Source organism: Acidovorax sp. T1 (assembly GCF_002176815.1).
Classification (GTDB): Bacteria; Pseudomonadota; Gammaproteobacteria; order Burkholderiales; family Burkholderiaceae_C; genus Acidovorax.
This window is the reverse complement of sequence record NZ_CP021648.1, coordinates 201142-218890: the sequence shown is the minus strand read 5'-3', so window position 1 is coordinate 218890 and position 17749 is coordinate 201142. Positions and strand designations below refer to the sequence as shown.

15 protein-coding genes are annotated in these 17749 nt (G+C 62.1%); 7 read left to right on the top strand and 8 right to left on the bottom strand.

The window, feature by feature from the left end:
* Nucleotides 1–109: 109 nt before the first annotated feature.
* The gene (locus CCX87_RS00965) at nt 110–1231 is read right to left on the bottom strand and encodes an MlaE family ABC transporter permease (protein WP_087743066.1); all 1122 of its coding nucleotides are present in this window, start codon (nt 1229–1231) and stop codon (nt 110–112) included.
* A 272-nt stretch (nt 1232–1503) separates the two neighbouring features.
* On the opposite strand from CCX87_RS00965, the gene CCX87_RS00960 reads away from it, so the two are divergent.
* Complete coding sequence (locus tag CCX87_RS00960) at nt 1504–3183, top strand: GMC family oxidoreductase (RefSeq protein ID WP_087748106.1); 1680 nt, start codon at nt 1504–1506, stop codon at nt 3181–3183.
* Nucleotides 3184–3268: 85 nt separating this feature from the next.
* Here CCX87_RS00960 and CCX87_RS00955 read toward each other — a convergent pair whose 3' ends face one another.
* The 3 genes from CCX87_RS00955 to CCX87_RS00940 all read right to left on the bottom strand — a co-directional run bounded on the left by CCX87_RS00955 (nt 3269) and on the right by CCX87_RS00940 (nt 6471).
* Nucleotides 3269–3604, bottom strand: a complete 336-nt coding sequence (locus tag CCX87_RS00955; RefSeq protein WP_087743065.1) for a hypothetical protein — start codon at nt 3602–3604, stop codon at nt 3269–3271.
* 12 nt (nt 3605–3616) lie between these two features.
* Nucleotides 3617–4999: an ammonium transporter gene (locus CCX87_RS00950; RefSeq protein ID WP_087743063.1), complete on the bottom strand. Its 1383-nt coding sequence runs from the start codon at nt 4997–4999 to the stop codon at nt 3617–3619.
* Nucleotides 5000–5562: 563 nt separating this feature from the next.
* On the bottom strand, nt 5563–6471 hold the full coding sequence (locus CCX87_RS00940; protein ID WP_198314741.1) for an SDR family oxidoreductase: 909 nt from the start codon (nt 6469–6471) through the stop codon (nt 5563–5565).
* Between the two features lie 509 nt (nt 6472–6980).
* Here CCX87_RS00940 and CCX87_RS00935 point away from each other — a divergent pair.
* Nucleotides 6981–7313: a quaternary ammonium compound efflux SMR transporter QacF gene (locus tag CCX87_RS00935; RefSeq protein ID WP_043876060.1), complete on the top strand. Its 333-nt coding sequence runs from the start codon at nt 6981–6983 to the stop codon at nt 7311–7313.
* 163 nt (nt 7314–7476) lie between these two features.
* On the opposite strand, the gene CCX87_RS00930 is transcribed toward CCX87_RS00935, so the two are convergent.
* From CCX87_RS00930 to istA, 3 genes are all read right to left on the bottom strand, one after another.
* Nucleotides 7477–8100: a recombinase family protein gene (locus tag CCX87_RS00930; RefSeq protein WP_011222094.1), complete on the bottom strand. Its 624-nt coding sequence runs from the start codon at nt 8098–8100 to the stop codon at nt 7477–7479.
* Nucleotides 8101–8562: 462 nt separating this feature from the next.
* Nucleotides 8563–9327: an IS21-like element helper ATPase IstB gene (gene istB, locus CCX87_RS00925; protein ID WP_056269326.1), complete on the bottom strand. Its 765-nt coding sequence runs from the start codon at nt 9325–9327 to the stop codon at nt 8563–8565.
* Nucleotides 9324–10958 carry an IS21 family transposase gene (istA, locus tag CCX87_RS00920; protein WP_087743060.1) on the bottom strand — a complete coding sequence of 545 codons (1635 nt, stop codon included), beginning with the start codon at nt 10956–10958 and terminating at the stop codon, nt 9324–9326. Before istA ends, istB begins: the two co-directional genes overlap by 4 nt.
* Nucleotides 10959–11338: 380 nt before the next feature.
* Here istA and CCX87_RS00915 point away from each other — a divergent pair, with 380 nt between their 5' ends.
* The 5 genes from CCX87_RS00915 to CCX87_RS00895 all read left to right on the top strand — a co-directional run bounded on the left by CCX87_RS00915 (nt 11339) and on the right by CCX87_RS00895 (nt 15627).
* Nucleotides 11339–12097 carry a sulfite exporter TauE/SafE family protein gene (locus CCX87_RS00915; protein ID WP_087743058.1) on the top strand — a complete coding sequence of 253 codons (759 nt, stop codon included), beginning with the start codon at nt 11339–11341 and terminating at the stop codon, nt 12095–12097.
* 180 nt (nt 12098–12277) lie between these two features.
* The gene (locus CCX87_RS00910) at nt 12278–13039 is read left to right on the top strand and encodes an ABC transporter substrate-binding protein (protein ID WP_086913873.1); all 762 of its coding nucleotides are present in this window, start codon (nt 12278–12280) and stop codon (nt 13037–13039) included.
* Between the two features lie 27 nt (nt 13040–13066).
* The gene (locus CCX87_RS00905; RefSeq protein WP_087743056.1) at nt 13067–13849 is read left to right on the top strand and encodes an amino acid ABC transporter permease; all 783 of its coding nucleotides are present in this window, start codon (nt 13067–13069) and stop codon (nt 13847–13849) included.
* A complete protein-coding gene (locus CCX87_RS00900) occupies nt 13846–14589 on the top strand; it encodes an amino acid ABC transporter ATP-binding protein (RefSeq protein WP_087743054.1) in 744 nt (247 codons plus the stop codon). Before CCX87_RS00905 ends, CCX87_RS00900 begins: the two co-directional genes overlap by 4 nt.
* Before the next feature lie 141 nt (nt 14590–14730).
* Nucleotides 14731–15627, top strand: a complete 897-nt coding sequence (locus CCX87_RS00895) for a DMT family transporter (protein ID WP_087743052.1) — start codon at nt 14731–14733, stop codon at nt 15625–15627.
* 95 nt (nt 15628–15722) lie between these two features.
* Here the strand turns inward: CCX87_RS00895 and mrdA are convergent, their stop codons facing one another.
* Nucleotides 15723–17663 (bottom strand): penicillin-binding protein 2, encoded by a 1941-nt coding sequence (mrdA, locus tag CCX87_RS00890; RefSeq protein ID WP_087748105.1) that lies wholly within the window; start codon nt 17661–17663, stop codon nt 15723–15725.
* Nucleotides 17664–17749 lie beyond the last annotated feature (86 nt).

Genomic DNA, 17749 nt, shown 5'->3' with positions numbered 1-17749 from the left:
CCGCCAAAACCGGCTCGGCCCAGGCCAGTGCCACCGTGGAACCGGCTTTGCCGGGCCAGGGGTGGCGTCCCCCCTTGGGGGGAAGGAGCGAAGCGACACAGGGGGGGCTTCATATTCCGATGTTCTTGAACGCCACGGCAAACAGCGCGTCCACGATGATGACCATGGTGATGGATGTCACCACCGAGGCCGTGGTGCCCTCGCCCAGGCTCTGCGTGTTGGGCTTGACGCGCAGGCCCCAGTGGCAGCCGATCAGGGCAATCAGGGCGCCAAACACCACCGACTTGGCCATGGCCAGCCCGAGGTTGCCGATCTTCACCGCAGCGGGCAGCGCCTGGGCAAAGTAGGCCGGCGAAATGCCCATGGCGACATCGGCCGCCAGCATGCCGCCCGCCAGCGCCGCCAGCGTGGTCCACACGCTGATGAGGGGCATGGCCAGCGCCAGCGCCAGCGTGCGCGGCAGCACCAGGCGAAAGCCGTGGGGTATGCCCATCACGCGCATGGCGTCGAGCTCTTCGGTGACCCGCATCACGCCAATCTGCGCCGTGATGGACGAACCCGTCCGTCCCGCCACCAGAATGGCCCCCAGCAAGGGCCCCAGCTCGCGAATCAGCGAAATGCCCAGAATGTTAACGATGAACGACTCGGCCCCGAACTGGCGCAGCTGCAGACTCATCAGGTAGGCCAGCACCACGCCGATCAGAAAACCCACCAGCGCCGTGATGGGCAGTGCGGTGGCGCCCATGCGGTACACATGGCCCGACACATCGCGCCAGGGCCCGCGCTGCGGGGCGCGCGCCAGCCGCACGAGGTCGAGCGACAGCTGCCCGATCAGTTGCATCAGGTGCTTGGCGTGGTCCAGGCCGTGCAGCACCAGCACGCCGAGGTGGTCCATCTGCTCGGACAGGCGCCAGGGTGCTGCCGGCGGCGGGACCACCGTGAGGCTTGCCACGCGTTCCAGCATGGCCCGCTGGGGGTCGGTGAGCTGCACATGGTCGGGCCACTTCTGGCCCCATTGCTTCCAGAGCAACTGCGCGCCCACATGGTCCAGCCATTGCAGGCTGCGCAAATCCCAGCCGCCCGCCGGCGCCGCATGCTCGCGCAACTGGGCCGCGAGCGCGCGCCAGTGCGTGCGCTGGCCCAGCTCGGCCGCGCCCCAGCGTCCCAGCAGCTGCGCCTGGGGCCCTTGGGGTGATTCAGCACGGACGATGCGGGGCGACAGTTCGCTCATGGATGGGGCGGCGTGGGCCGCCATGGTTGGGAAAAATCAGGTGCGCCGCGCCGGCGGCACGCGCCGGGACAACGCACAGCACACAAGCACAGCCGCAAGCCCCGTGCGTGCAATTATTGTCAAATTGGCCGCTAGCGCAACATCAACAAGCGCCATTAGCTACAAATAGCGTAGCAATTCGTGTTTCTACCCTCGACAGGTGGATTACCCACCGCACAATGGCGCCCAACTACTTTCCTGTTCCGCGCACCGCCGCAGCCACCATTCAATCCATGAGCGACACCACGTTTGACTACATCATCATCGGCGGCGGCACGGCCGGCGCCCTGCTCTGCAACCGCCTGAGTGCCGATGGCCGCAACCGCGTGCTGCTCATCGAGGCAGGCCGCAAGGACGATTACCACTGGATCCATATCCCCGTGGGCTACCTTTACTGCATTGGCAACCCGCGCACCGACTGGCTTTACAACACCGAGCCCGACGCCGGACTGAACGGCCGCACCCTGCGCTACCCGCGCGGCAAGACACTGGGCGGCTGCAGCAGCATCAACGGCATGATCTACATGCGCGGCCAGGCCCGCGACTATGACCAGTGGGCCGCGCTGACGGGCGATGACAGCTGGCGCTGGGACAACACCCTGCCCTACTTTCGGCGCCACGAAGACCATTGGCGCCTCGATCAGCCCGGCGGCGTGAACGAAAATTTCAAGCGCCTGCACGGCAGCAAGAGCACCGGCGGCACGGGCGAATGGCGCGTGGAAAAGCAGCGCCTGCGCTGGGATGTGCTCGACGCCTTTGCCCAGGCTGCGCAGCAGGCAGGCATTCCGGCCACCGATGATTTCAACGGCGGCAGCAACGAAGGCGTGGGCTACTTCGAGGTCAATCAGAAAAATGGCTGGCGCTGGAACACGGCCAAGGCCTTCCTGCGCCCTACCTGCTACGGCCGTTCCAACTTCGAGATGTGGACCGCCGCGCAAGCGACCCAGCTCATCATCGAGACGCAGCCGGACGGCAGCCAGCGCTGCACCGGCGTGCAGGTGTGGGACGGCCACGAGATGGTCACTGCCAGCGCCACGCAAGAAGTCATCCTTAGCGCCGGCGCCGTCAACTCGCCCCAGCTGCTGCAGCTGTCGGGCATTGGCCCCGCCGCACTGCTGCGCCAGCATGGCATTGACGTAGTGCACGACCTGCCCGGCGTGGGCGCCAACCTGCAGGACCACCTGCAGATCCGCACCGTGTTCAAGGTGCAGGGCGTGGAAACGCTCAACACCATGGCCAACACGCTGTGGGGCAAGGCCAAGATCGGGCTGGAATACGCTTTCAAGCGCAGCGGCCCCATGAGCATGGCGCCGTCGCAGCTCGGCGCCTTCACGCGCAGCAGCCCCGACCAGCCCTGGCCGAATATCGAATACCACGTGCAGCCGCTGTCGCTCGACGCCTTTGGCGAGCCGCTGCACGGCTTTCCCGCGTTCACGGCCAGTGTCTGCAACCTCAACCCTACCAGCCGGGGCACGGTGCAGATCAAGAGCGGCCGCTTTCAGGACGCACCTGCCATTGCCCCCCACTACCTCAGCACCCCGGAGGACCGCAAGGTGGCGGCCGACAGCCTGCGTGTCACGCGCCGCATCGTTGCGCAATCCGCGCTCGCCAAATACCAGCCCCAGGAATGGAAACCCGGCACGCAATACGAAACCGATGAAGACCTGGCCCGCCTGGCGGGCGACATCGCCACCACCATCTTCCATCCCGTGGGCACGACCAAGATGGGGCGGGACGATGACCCGATGGCGGTGCTCGACGCGCAGCTGCGCGTGCGCGGTATTGGCGGCCTGCGCGTGGTGGATGCGGGCGCCATGCCCACCATCACCAGCGGCAACACCAATTCGCCCACGCTGATGCTGGCCGAGAAGGCTGCCGAGTGGATTTTGCAGGCACGCAAGGCAGCGTCCTGACGCTGGCCAGCCCGTCCCTCTGACCCTGCGGTGGCGGCCGCAGGCATAGGGGCCGTCGCCACAAAGACCCAGGGCAGGACCGGCTTCAGCGGATACCGCCCACGTAGCGCGGTACCTCTGGCGGGGGTTCCGTGGATGGTGGTGGCGCGATGCGCTGGCGCACGGCCTGCGCGGCCACATCCAGCAGCGGGCGGCGCGCTGCGCCAAGGTGCTCGGCATGGAAGGCGCGGTCCAGGCGGTCGGCCCACTCGGCCAATTCGGGCAGGTTGTCTTCCTGGGCATGCTGGCGTGCAAAGCGCACGATCTCCAGCGCATAACCGGCGTTGACCGCCATCCATTCGGTGTCGGTCACGCGCCCCGTCTTGCGACGCAGCAGCACATGCAGATGGGCGGCAATGGCGAGCCTGTCGATGTCTGGCATGGCAAGGCCCTTTCAGCCGCCCAGGCGTTCGCGATGCTGGGCAATGTCGAGTCCGGTCTGCTCGCTCTGCTCGTCCACACGCAAACCCATCACAAAATTGACAAGCCACAGCAGCGCGGCGGTCACCACCAGGCTGTAGGCCATCACCGCGCCCACGCCAATAGCCTGGGTAAGCAGGCTGCCCTGCACGCCCCCCACCGTTTTGCTGGCCAGCACGCCCGTGAGCAACGAGCCCACGATGCCCCCGATGCCATGCACACCGAAGACGTCCAGCGAATCGTCGGCCCGCAGCAGGCGCTTGAGCCCCGTGGCCCCCCAATAGCAGGCCAGCCCGGCCACCAGCCCAATCACGACCGCCGAACGCAGCGTGACAAAACCCGCCGCCGGTGTGATGGCCACCAACCCCGCCACCAGGCCAGAGCACAGCCCCAGCAGGGACGGGCGCCCGCGCACCACCCATTCGCCCAGCATCCACGACAAGGCACCCGCCGCTGCCGCCAGCTGCGTCACCGCCATCGCCAGTCCGGCGCGCCCGTCCGCCGCCACGGCGGAGCCTGCGTTGAAGCCAAACCAGCCCACCCACAGCATGCCGGCGCCCGCCATGGTGAGGCCCAGGTTATAGGGCTCGAAGGGCTCGCGGCCATAGCCCGTGCGGCGACCCAGGAACCAGGCACACACCAGTCCGGCCACGCCCGCATTCACGTGCACCACCGAGCCGCCGGCAAAGTCGAGCGCACCCATCTGGGCCAGCCAGCCGCCGGGTTCCCACACCCAGTGCGCCACGGGGGCGTAGACCACCACGGTCCACAGCCCGATGAAGACCAGCATGGCGGAAAACCGCATGCGCTCCACCAACGCCCCCACCAGCAGCGCGGCCGTGATGATGGCAAACGTGAGCTGAAACATGGCGTACACCGACTCGGGAATGCGCGGGGCCACATGGCTCACGGCCAGCTTGCCCTCAGCGAGCTGGAAATCGAGCCCCGCGAATCCCATGCGGTCCAGCCCCCCCAGCCAGGCGCTGCCCGGCGTGAACGCCAGCGAATACCCCGCCGCAAACCACAACAGGCTGACCAGTGCCGCAATGGCGACCACACTGGCCATGGTGTTGAGCACGTTCTTCTTGCGCACCATGCCGGCATAAAAAAGCGCGATGCCCGGAAGCGTCATCAGCAGCACCAGGGCGGTGGAAGTCATCATCCAGCCGGTGTCGGCCGCGCTCACCGTGTCCTGTGCCACCAGCGTGGGGCGCGTCAGTGGCGCCGCAGCGGCTGGCGCCAGCGCCCCGGTGGCTGGGTTTGTCGTGGCCGGCGGCGCTGTCTGGGCCATCGCACTGACGCATAGCCCCAGGCTCAATGACACGACCGCAATGAACCGGTGCATGAATGACCGCATAAGCGCTCCCTTTCGCATATTGTTACTGTCGTTTTCAGAAGACGGCTGCGCCAAATGTCAGAAGCCGAATGCACTACAGCAGCAAAGGGGGTTGAACCCATCAGGGAATGACGGGCGGCAGGCGGCCAGGAGCGGCCGGTCATCAAGCGCTCCGGATAGCGGCCACCCCGGCGGGAGGATATGCTATACGCCTGTGCCCGGAATCGATCAGACCACACACCATGCCAGCTGCTGCTTTACCTGCGTTGTTATCTTGCCTTGCGCGATATTTCTTATTCTAAACAGAAGGTTGCAGAACATGTTATCCGACATCCCGATGTTATGCGGCAGAACTGTCGCCCTAAACCCCCTTTTGTAAAAGATGATATACTCTCGTTTCGTTTTTAAATCCGCCAACGTGATCAAAAGAAATAAAACAGCCTGAGTCCTTATGTAATTTTAGGTCTCAGGCTGTTAATGTCTGTCTGCGTGACAGGGCTTATTTTCGAACTAAGATAAAGCAGGTCACGAGTTTGCAGTCATTGGATGTTCTGTTTTTTCATTTTATGTCATTTGGTCAATTCTTACATTTTCAGGGCTTGTTTTACGGTTTCCTTCAGAGGGGTCAAGGATCCGATCAGTTTTTGCAGATCATCTGATGTTTTGGACGCTTCTCCTTTGGAAATCGCGTCATAGATCGCTGCCGTAATTTCAGCAAACGGCTCAGGGACACCAGCGTTTACGAGGAAATTTTTCTCTTCTTCGAATGAGACAGGCTGATGCACGACTTTTTTGCCGGAAACCTCGGAGAGAATTTGGGCAAGTTCATCAAAGGTCCACGGTTGATTGGAAACAAGGTTATACGTTTTGTTTTCATGCCCTTCCTCTGTAAGAACCGTTGCGGCAGCCAAAGCAAGTTCATTGCGTGTTACTGAATTAACGATCCCGCTTCCCGCATTCGTAACAATTGCTCCAGACTCTATGGATGCGCGCAGCCCCTCATTTACAAAAAAGTCCGTATATAAGGCATTACGCAGGAAAGTATACGGGATATTGGTCGTACGGATGGCATATTCCGTTGCTAAATGTACGTGTGCAAGGGGAATTATTGATTCCTCAGCAAAGGCATATCCTGTGTAAGCAATATGTTTGACTCCCGCATCTCTGGCAGCTTTTACGACATTTGCATGTTGAACGATAAGAAGCGTATTATCATAATGCGGACCTGAGATAAAGAGCAGCTTGGAGACACCTGCAAAAGCCTTTTGAAGAGATTCCGGTTGATTATAGTCGCCATGGCGAACTTCCACGCCTTGATCGGCAAGAGTAGAGGCTTTTTCAACATTACGCACGATGGCAATGATTTGACTGGCGGGAACTTTTTTGAGCAAATGTTGAATCACAAGCCCACCGAGTTGACCAGTAGCACCTGTAACCGCAATTGACATAATCATTTCTCCTTTTTTTCTAAAAATTTTTTGAATAAATAACATCATCTAGGTGGCGGAAGCCAAAAATAAACGAAGGCGGCCGCAATTGAAGACTGGATTGAGGAATGACTGTTTATTATGTATTTCGGCCATTCTTGCCCACCATTATAATTGCATCAGAAATGTAAATCAAATCTTATGCCTGTGCTGCTAAACAAGGTGAATGCCTCCTATCATTTTGTCGCGCCTATCATAGATAAGGCCGTGCAATCAAAATTTTTACAAGTCAACTCCTCTTTTTAGCTTTTTAATAGTTTGCCGCTGTTGTTCAACTCATGAAAAAGTTATTTTCTCTTTCCCTAAACTAGATAAACCTATGATGCTTCGTGTTTTTTATATATGATAGAGATTTTTTGTGTGAGCGTCAAGTACAATTGAACAAATTTCGCCAAATAAATTTAGATGCCAGATTTGGCGTTGCGTATGCTCACAGAAAATCGATAGCCGCAAGACTGTTTTTGGCAACTCATAGCCACTACAATTTCTCCTTCATACCGTAGAGGAGATTGCGCGTGAAGAACTGGATATTTCTGGCTGTTGCAATCTTTGGCGAGGTCATCGCAACTTCCGCACTGAAGTCTAGCCATGGATTCACTAGGTTAGTTCCTTCCGTTGTAGTTGTGGCTGGCTACGGGCTTGCGTTCTATTTCTTGTCTCTCGCGCTCAAGTCCATTCCGGTCGGTATTGCTTACGCTGTATGGGCTGGGCTTGGCATCGTGCTTGTGGCAGCTATTGCTTGGATTTTCCATGGCCAAAAACTAGACTTCTGGGCGTTCATTGGCATGGGACTTATCGTCAGTGGCGTCGCCGTTCTAAACCTGCTATCCAAGGTCAGCGCACATTGACCGGGTTGGCATCTAACAATTCATTCAAGCCGACGCCGCTTCGCGGCGCGGCTTAATTCAGGCGTTGAACGACAGCTTCCGTCAAAGCTGGACGGCTGCATCGGGTCGACACCGGCAATCGGATCGTTGCCGCACTGAACAGCCTCGTTCCAGGTCGCCGCTACTATGCGGCTGAACCTCGGGAGAGCAGCTTTACGCCGTCTGGTCGCAGCTCTCCCTTGGGTGACACATGCCGGTAGAGCGTCTGCCGGGTAATCCCCAGTTCTTCGCAGAGATCGCCCACCTTGGTTTCCGGTTGCCCCATGCTGGCCATCGCCAGGCGTAGCTTGGCGGCGGTCATCTTGAAGGGGCGCCCCCCTTTCCTGCCGCGAGCGCGCGCCGAGACAAGCCCGGCGACCGTTCGCTCGGAAATCAACTCCCGCTCGAACTCTGCCAGCGCAGCAAAAATGCCGAACACAAGCTTGCCGGCGGCAGTCGTCGTGTCGACCGCTGCACCGTGACCGGTCAGGACCTTCAGTCCCACGCTACGCGCAGTCAGGTCGTGCACGGTATTGATCAGGTGGCGCAGATCGCGGCCGAGCCGATCGAGCTTCCATACGATCAGCGTATCCCCTTCACGAAGCGCCTTCAGGCAAGCAGCCAACCCTGGGCGATCATCGCGTCGGCCTGATGCCAGATCCTCGTAGAGATGGGCAGGACTCACGCCGGCGCCGATGAGCGCATCGCGCTGCAAATTGGTGGATTGGGATCCGTCCGCTTTCGACACCCGCATATAGCCGATCAACATCTCTTCGCCTGTCACATATACGTTCGATTATGTGACAGTGTGAGCCAGAACGTGCCGGTCGTCAAAAATTGTCACTTAACCCGTAATTCTGTCTAAGGCATACAAAGGGTGTTTATGGTTAGTAAAGTGACGGCGCAAGACAGCATCGTGCAGGGGACTCCTGAGCAATCCCATCCCCTCGCGGCGGCTCGTGCATACGACTACTGAACAGGTCGTGTCAGCAGTCCTATGCACTCGGTACGGCCAACCCAATGAACCGGTGCAGTCGCCTTCTGAAAACGACAGTTACAAGCGCGTTGCACAAGCCATGCCAGCCAGAGCCCGCCAATTCGGGGCAAAAGCGGCATTGGAGGCCCTGCAAATGGGTGCGGGAAACTCCCAATGCACCACCGAAGCCCCGATGGCCAGGTCAAATTCCCCCACCCTTGGCCACCCCAAATTCCCCCAGGCAGGACGGTCGGATTATGACGACTCGGGTGTGATGGCGATGCGTGCAGCGGCCTCCTTGAGGCGGTAGCTCTTGCCCTCGAACTCCAGCATCGCGCAGCGGTGCATGAGGCGATCCAGGATGGTGCTGGCCATGGTGGCGTCGCCGAGGTATTTGCCCCAGTCCTGCACCACGCGGTTGGACGTGATGAGAACAGCGCGGCGCAGCTTGTAGCGCTGGTGCACGATGGCCTGTAGGACTTCAGCGGCATGCTCGCTGATGCGTCTGGCCAGGAACAGGTCATCGAGGACGAGCAGGTCCGGCGCGACCCAGTCCTTGAGCAGCTCGGTGCGCTCTGCCGTAGTGGCCAGCGCGTAACGGGCGAACTCGGTGTCGGCTTCCAGGTAACGCACGTCATAGCCCTGCAGCGTGGCCTGGTAGGCCACGGCCTTGGCCACATGGCTCTTGCCGGTGCCCGGCTTGCCGATGATCAGCGCGTTGGCCCCCTCGCCGATGAACTTCAGGGTGTGCAACTCGAAGCAGGCGCTGCGCGGCAGCTTCGGGTTGAAACGCCAGTCGAAGTCAGCCAGCGAGGGGCGCTCATCCAGACCCGAGCGCTTGAAGCGGCGCTCGGTCAGGCGAGAGCGCCGGCGGTCCAGCTCGTCTTGCAGCATGGCGGCGAAGGTCTCCAGGAAAGGCTGCTGGGCGGCCTGGGCCTGCATCACGCGGGTGGACAGGGTCTCGGCGATGCCGGACAGGCGCAGCTCGCGCAGCGCGCGTTCGATCTCGATCATGTTCATGGCTGAACTCCCGGTGCGTTGGTGGTGTTGTTGGTGGTGGTGGTGGTGGTGGTGGTGGTGGTGGTGTTTGCCGTGGCGGCGGCGAGCGCGAAGAGATCGCTGTACTCCTCAGCGTCTCGGATGAGCTCATGCTGCTGCGTCAGCGCGTGGGCACCGGCGGCGGGTGCTTCGCCGCAGGTAGCCTCGATGGCCGCCATCGCCTGGGCAAAGAGGGCTTCGGTCAGCGCCAGCACGCGCTTGTAGCTGTAGACCCCTTGCTCCAGGGCCTGGGCGCAGGCGGCATTGATGCAGTGCGCCGGGTAACGGCGCATGAGTCCCACAATGCCCCAGAGCTTGCGCTGCCCGACACGACCCTCGATGGCAAAGAGCAGCTCACACAGCCGGCTGGCGTGCTCACCAATCTCGCCGGCCTGACGCAGGATCAGGCGGGTCTCGCGAGACGGATTGAACACCCGCTCCTCCATGGGCAGAATCACCGTGCCGGGACGCTCGGCCTTGGCGTGGGTGCGCAGCAAGGCACGGGTGTGCATGTCACGAATCTCGATGCGCTGGGCGTAGATGCGCACCAACACCTTGGAGCCGATGTTCGCCGGGCGAGCGGCGTAGCTGCTGTGATCCACCCGCACACAGCTGTCGTCGCAGACGGTGCGCACCGCCTCGTCGAAATACTGCATTCCCAGCACTGGCAGGGGTTTGAGGTGGCTGCGCTCTTCCTCGAACATGGCCTGCACCTGGCGTCGCTCGGTGCCGTGGATGCGCTTGGATGCCCAGCTCTTCTCCCAGTGCGCCAGGAACTCGTTCTGGGCCTCGATGGACTCAAAGCGCCGGCCCTTCAAGGCCGTGGCCTGGGTATGGCCGATGGCATGCTCCACCGTGCCCTTGCGGTTGGGGTCTCGCACCCGCGCCGGGTCGGCCACCACGCCGTAGTGCGCCAGGGCGGCGGCGTACACCGGGTTGAGATCGGGCTCGTACAGGTCGGGCTTGAGGACGCCTTCCTTCAGATTGTCCAGCACCACGTACTGGGGGCAGCCCCCGAAGTACCGCAGGGCCCGCTCGTGCAGCTCGGCCCAGATCTGCTGGCTGGACTTCCAGACCACGCACCGGAAACTGGCACGGGAATACCGCAAGGTGGCCACGAACAGGCGGGGCTTGCGGTACCGGTCGCTGCCGGGCACGCGGGTGGGCGCGCCCTCGCCGTAGTCCACCTGCATCTCCTCGCCGGGCAGGAAGGACAGGCGATCGAACTGCTCGGGCTCCTTGTGCCGCAACTTTGCACAGAAGCGTTTGACCGAGTTGTACTGGCCATCAAAGCCGTGCTGGTCGACCAGGTCCTGGTAGATGGCCGTGGCGTTTCGCTTCAGCCGCAGCTGGGCTTCGATGAACTCGCGCCAGGGTTCGCACAGGGAGGTGGCCACCGGCCCAGGAGCCGGTGGCCAGGGTGGGGGAATTTGACCTGCCGAGCCGGTGGCCACCCCGGGGGAATTTGACTGCAGTTGCTCCAGCCAGCGCTGGTGGTAGCTCCTGACCGTCTTGCGGTCGATGCCCGTGATGCGGGCGATCTCGCGTTGCGATGTGTTGCGCTCCAGCAGTGTCTCTATGGTGGCGCGTTGGTTGGACTTCAAGACATTCACTCCTTGGCCTTCCCTCGGGGAAGACTGGATCAATGTCCTGCCAACAGGTGCCGACGACGCCGGCGTTAAACCCCTATCCCCGATCAGTTCAGGTGGGGGAGTTTGAGGTGGCCATAGACGGGGGAATTTGGGTGGCCATCAGGGACCGAAGTGCAGCCGCTAAAGTTGCGGCACTCGAAAGCGCGCTTCGGTGTGCCAAGCGAGGGGCCCGAGGAGACATCTCTACCAACAATCAAATCCAAGCACCCAACGAGGTGCATTCTTTTTTCAGGCGCCGGCGATCCCGGCGCCTTTTTCTTGCCTGCTTTGCGCGCACGCCGCACGAAGCACGGCGCATACAAGTTCTAAATTGATAGCAAACCAGGTGCGAGAATCCAGCGATGGAATGGATTTTTATCACCCTGGCCTCGCTGCTCGCAGGCTTTGTGGATGCGATTGTTGGCGGAGGGGGGCTGGTGATGGTGCCGGCGCTGTTTGCGGCTTTTCCGGGCGCGCCACCGGCCACGCTGCTGGGCACCAACAAGGCGGCATCGGTGTGGGGAACGGCCATGGCCACCTGGCAGTACAGCCGGCGCGTGCAGATCCGCTGGCCCGCCATGCTGCCCGCTGCAGCGGCCGGATTCGTGGGCGCATTCGCCGGCGCATGGACGGTCACGGTCATGTCGGCCGACTTCCTGCGCAAGCTGCTACCGCTCGTCCTGCTGGGCGTGCTGGCCTACACGCTTGCCAAAAAGGAGCTGGGTCGGCACCACACACCGCGCTATGCCGGCCGGGCCGAAGTGCTGGCGGCCTGCCTGATCGGTGTGCTCATCGGTTTTTATGACGGCTTCTTCGGGCCCGGCACTGGCAGTTTCTTCGTCTTCCTGTTCGTGCGGCTGCTGGGCTACGACTTTCTGAACGCGTCGGCCTCGGCCAAGTTGCTCAACTGCGCCACCAACATTGCCGCCATTGCGCTGTTTGCCGCCAAGGGCCATGTGTGGTGGCACTACGCCGTGACGCTCGCCGTGGCCAACGTGCTGGGCAGCCTGCTGGGCACGCACATGGCGCTCAAGCACGGCGCGGGCTTTGTGCGGGGCATCTTCATCGTGGTCGTGGGCAGCCTGATCCTCAAGACGGGCTACGACGCCTTCCTGCGCTGAAGCGCCCGCCCGCACTCGCTGCGAAAGCAACAGTCCCTGCGGCAGGGCCTGCCCTCTATAATTGATTGCGACATTTTTGTGACGCCCGCCACCTTTGGGCACTATCATTTTCCTGGCTCCGGTTGCGTGACCCGCAAGCCGGATTTTTTGTATCTGTACCACCCCAAGACAGGATTCACCATGAAGCTCTTCCAGTTCATCGCCTCCGCTGTGGCTCTGTGTGCCGCCTTTTCCGTGCAGGCCCGCTCCCTCGATGAGATCAAGAAGGGTGGCAAGATCATTGTGGCCACTGAAGGACAATTTGCGCCCTTCAATTACTTCAAGGGCACCACGCTGACGGGCTTCGAGGTGGAAGTGGCAGAACTCGCAGCCAAGAAGATGGGACTGAAAATCGAGTGGAAAACCATCGGTTTCGATGCCCTGCTGACCGGCCTGAAGCAGGACCGCTGGGACCTGGTGATCGCATCGCATGGCGTGACCGACGAGCGCGCCAAGGCCGTCACGTTCACCGCGCCGCACTATTGCTCTGGCGGCATGGTGATTGCCATGGACCCCGCAATCCGCAGCGCCAAGGACCTGGCCGGCAAGATCGTCGCCGTGCAGACCGGCACGAGCTACCTGGAAAATGTCCAGAAGGTCACGACCATCAAGGAAATGAAGAACTTCCCCACCGATGTGGATGCGCGCAGCGCGCTCACCTCGCGCCGGGTGGACGCCTGGGTGACCGACCGTTTCGTCGCCAAGGAAGTGGTGGCGAAGAACCCCAAGGCAGGTCTCCAACTGGGTGAAATGGTGTTCATCGAGCGCATCGCCTCGGCGGTTGCCAAGGGCAACCAGCCCCTGGCCGATGCGTGGAGCAAGGCCCTGGCCGAAACCATGGCCGATGGCAGCTACGCCGCCGTGTCGAAAAAGTACTTCAACGAAGACGTACGCTGCAACTGAAAACGGGGCTTCGGCCCTCTCTGATCCATGCTCATAGCCCTTTGGCCGCGCCACTGGAGCCGCCCGCAGCGTAGCAATGCCACGCTGATTGCGGCCCTGGTCCTGATGGTGTTCATGCTGGCCCTCCTCGGCCAGATACTTTCACTTTTTCCCGAACCCATCGGCTCCAACGCACAGGCGTTTTCCGATGGCGCGCGAACCACGCTGTGGTTGACGCTGATCAGCGGCGCGGTGGGCCTGGTGCTGGGCACAGCGGCCGCACTGGCGCGCACCGCCCGCTGGATCGGCTTGCGCTGGCTGGCGGGTTTCTACATCTGGGCCATTCGCGGAACGCCGCTGCTGGTCCAGATCCTGTTTGTTTACTTCGCGCTTCCGGTCCTGGTGCCTGGACTGAACCTGCCCGACTTTGCCGCCGCCGTCGTGGCACTGGGGTTGAACGTGGGCGCCTACAACGCCGAGGCCATTCGCGCGGGCCTGCTGGCGGTGCCCCGGGGGCAGACGGAAGCGGCACGCGCGCTGGGTCTTGGGCACGGCCATGTGTTTTTCGATGTGGTGTTTCCGCAGGCTTTCAAGATATCGCTGCCTCCCCTGGTCAGCAACTTCGTGGCACTGCTCAAGGATTCCTCGCTGGCCTACGCGATTGGCGTGGTCGAACTGACCAATGTGGGCAACCGCATCCAGTCCGCAACCTTTCAGCCCATTGCCACGCTGACCACCGTGGCCCTGACCTACCTGCTGCTGACCACGCTGGTAACGCAGCTTTCCAACGCCATCGAACACCGTTTTGATGTCGAAGGACGCATCCAATGAGCGACCCGACGCCTTACATCGTGGCAGAGAATGTCTGCAAGTCCTTTGGCACGAACCAGGTGCTTAAGGATGTGTCCACGCACTTCAACACTGGCGAGGTGACCGTCATCATTGGCGCGTCAGGCTCGGGGAAAAGCACCCTGCTGCGCGCCATCAACCGGCTGGAACCGCACGACAGCGGCACCATCCGCATCGGTGGCGTGCCCGTCACGGACGATCCCCGCACCCTGCAACAGCAGCGCTGCGAGGTGGGCATGGTGTTCCAGCAGTTCAACCTGTTTGGCCACATGAGCGCACTCGACAACGTTGCCCTGGCCCCGCGGCGCCTGCGCCATCTCGCCAGGGCCCAGGCCAACGAGCAGGCGATGACCCTGCTGCGCCGCGTGGGCATGCAGGACCATGCGCATAAGTACCCCTGGCAGTTGTCCGGGGGGCAGCAGCAGCGCGTGGCCATCGCCCGCGCCCTGGCCATGGCGCCGAAGGTGATGCTCTTTGACGAGCCGACCTCGGCGCTCGACCCCGAGATGGTGCAGGAAGTGCTCGACGTGATGCGCGAACTGGCGCGCGGCGGCATGACCATGATCGTGGTGACCCACGAGATGGGCTTTGCACGCGAGGTGTCGGACCGTGTGCTGTTTTTCGATAAGGGGCGCATTGCGCACGATGCGCCCCCTGCCGAGTTCTTCAACAATCCCGGAAACGACCGTATCCGCGCCTTCATTGGCCGGATGGGTGCCTGAAAAGCCGCGTCCACGCCGAATGGGTGACCGCAAGGCCTCCCGGCGCCGGGGCTGCGGCACGGCCCTCGCGTCGTCTTCCGCTCTTTTCACATCAGCGCACTGGCCCGGCCCGTGCACGCGCTGAAGACTGTCCCGATATTTATGCGATCTGAACGTTTTGGCCTCATCGCCCTGCTGGTGGTGACCACTGTGTGGGGAACCACCTTCCCCGCCATGAAGCTGCTGTCGGCGCACCTCGATGCCCTGCAGATCATCTGGTTGCGTTTTGCCCTGGCCCTTTTGGTGCTGGCCCCGCTGTGGGTGGGCATGCGGCCCCAGGAACGCCTGTGGGGTTGCGCACTGGGGCTGCTGCTGTTTCTGGCGTTCTGGCTCCAGATTGAAGGTCTGGCACGCACCAGCAGCAATCGCAATGCGTTTGTTACCGGACTCAATGTGCTCGTGGTGCCCCTGATCGCCATGGCGGCCCTGGGTCGCCGCTATGGCTGGCGCCTGTGGGCGGCCTGCGCCATGGCCTTCGCCGGCATGGCACTGATGTTCCACGAGAACGAGCCCTGGAATCTGGGCGATTCGCTCACGCTGGCCAGCACGGTGTTCTATGCCATCTATATCTTGGTGCTGGAAGAATGCGCACGCCGCAACTCGGCGCACCCGCTGCGCGCCACGCGCATGGCCGCCGCACAGGCCACCGTGATGTGCGCGGCCGCCACGGTGCTGCTGTTGGCGCGCGATGGCAGCATGGACTGGTTGCAATCACTGGGCAGCCTGCAGACGTCAAGCTGGCTGGCGCTCGTGTACCTGGGTTTCCTGGCCAGCGTGGTCGTGGTGACGTTGCAGGCCTGGGGCCAGCAGCGCGTGGATGCCATGCGCAGTGCCATCGTGTTTGGCCTGGAGCCGGTTTTCGCCGCCCTGACCGCCTGGGCGTTGCTGGGCGAAAGCCTGGGATGGCACGGGCTGAGCGGAGCGGCGTTGATTGTGGCTGCGCTGGTTTTCAGCCAGCTCCAGCCACCCCAACGGACTGCAGCCACCCCGGCCGCCTGAAGCACACGACGGAAGCCAGTGGCGCCCAAATTTTCGATGAAATACGGCTTAAGCGCTTATGCAGCAAGCGCCAATAGCTATCATTTTTAAAGAATCTAAGGTGCCAGCAGCGGAACATCGGCAGCGGCACGCGGCTTGCCGATGGGGGCCGAGGCCTGCCCCTTTTGCACGGCCGCAATGTCTGCCTCGCTCGGATATTCCCCCGTCAACCAGTAATCGAACACCCTGCGCGCAATGGGCGCTGCGTGCGCGGCGCCAAAGCCGGCGTTTTCGACAATCAGTGCCAGAGCAATCGTGGGGGCTTCGGCAGGCGCGAACGCCGTGAAGAGGGAGTGGTCACGCTGGTGTTCCTCCAGCGCCTTGGCGTTGTAGCGCACGTTCTGTCCGAGGCTCACCGCCTGGGCCGTGCCGGTCTTGCCGCCTGCGGTGTAGGGGGCCCCCGCAAACACGCGCGTACCTGTGCCACCCTTGATCACGGCCACCATCGCATTGCGCACGATGTCCACGTTTTTGGGCAGATAGCCGAGGTTTTCACCTGCCGGCTGGACGATCTCGGTCACCACCCCCGTGATCGAATTCTTCACGGCCTTGGCCATGTGCGGGCGATAGCGGATTCCGCCGTTGGCCATGGTGGCCTGCGCCAGCGCCAGCTGCATCATGGTGAAGTTGTTGTAGCCCTGACCGATGCCCAGCGACACAGTTTCGCCAGGGAACCAGCGCTTCATGTCCGGGCGCTTGTAGGCGTTGCGCTTCCACTCGGTGCTGGGCAGCGTGCCGCGCACCTCGCCATTGAGATCAATGCCGGTCGGCTGGCCAAAGCTCAGCGGTTTCATGAAATCGTGAATGGCATCGACGCCCATGTCCACGGCCAGCGAGTAAAAGTAGGTGTTGCTCGAAAACTGGATGGCCCGGTGCATGTCCACGCCGCCCAGCCCCCCTTCGTGGCTGCGAAAGGTGTGGCCGCCAAAAGTGTAGAAACCCGGGTCGTTCATCACCAGGGTGGGCGAGCGCTTATTCAACTGCAGCGCCGCCAGCGCCATGAAGGGCTTGTAGGTGGAGCCAGGCGGGTAGGTGCCGCGCAAGGCGCGGTTGAGCAGCGGCTTGTCGATGGACTCGTTGAGCGCGGCCCAGTTTTCCGAATCGATGCCCTCGACAAACAGGTTGGGGTCGAACGTGGGCTTGCTGACCAGCGCCAGGATTTCGCCGTTGCGCGGGTCGATGGCCACCAGTGCGCCGCGGCGGGATCCATACAACTCTTCAATGAGCTTTTGCAGTTTGATGTCGATCGACAGCATCACGCTGTCGCCGGGCGTGGCCGCGCGGCTGGACAGCTTGCGCACGGCCCGGCCGCCTGCCGATGTCTCCATCTGCTCCACGCCCGTGGTGCCGTGCAATGCCGCTTCGTAACTCTGCTCAATGCCCAGTTTGCCGATGTACTCGGTGCCGCGGTAGTTGGCCTCGTCGTCGGAGTCCTGTATCCGGGCCTTCTCCGCCTGGTTGATGCGCCCGATGTAGCCGATGGCGTGGCTTGCGACTTCCCCCAGGGGATAGTTACGAAAGAGCCGTGCCTTGACGTCCACACCGGGGAATCGGTAGCGCTGCGCCGTAAAGCGCGCCACCTCCTCGTCCGTCAGGCGGGTGCGGATGGGCAGCGATTCGAAATTGCGCGACTCTTCCATCAATCGCTTGAAGCGGCGGCGGTCCCGGGTCTGTATCTCCACCACCTTCGACAAGCCATCAATGGTTTCATCCAGCACTCCCGCCCGCGATGGCGTGATTTCGAGCGTGTAGGCCGCATAGTTGGTTGCCAGCACCACGCCGTTGCGGTCCAGGATGAGACCGCGGTTGGGAACGATGGGAACGATCGCCGTGCGGTTGCTCTCGGCCTGCGCCGCGAGGTCTTCGTGCCGCACTACCTGCAAAAAGAGCAGGCGTGCCACGATCAGGCAGAACGCCAGAAAAACCACTGCACCAATCACCAACACGCGCGTGCGAAAACGCGATGCCTCGGCCTCGACGTTGCGCAGTTCCGTCATGGCATCCAACCTTCGGCCGCGTGCGCACTGCGCGCGCAAGCCGTGGCGCGCAGCGCGTCAGAATCGAATAAGGCGCACGCCGTCAT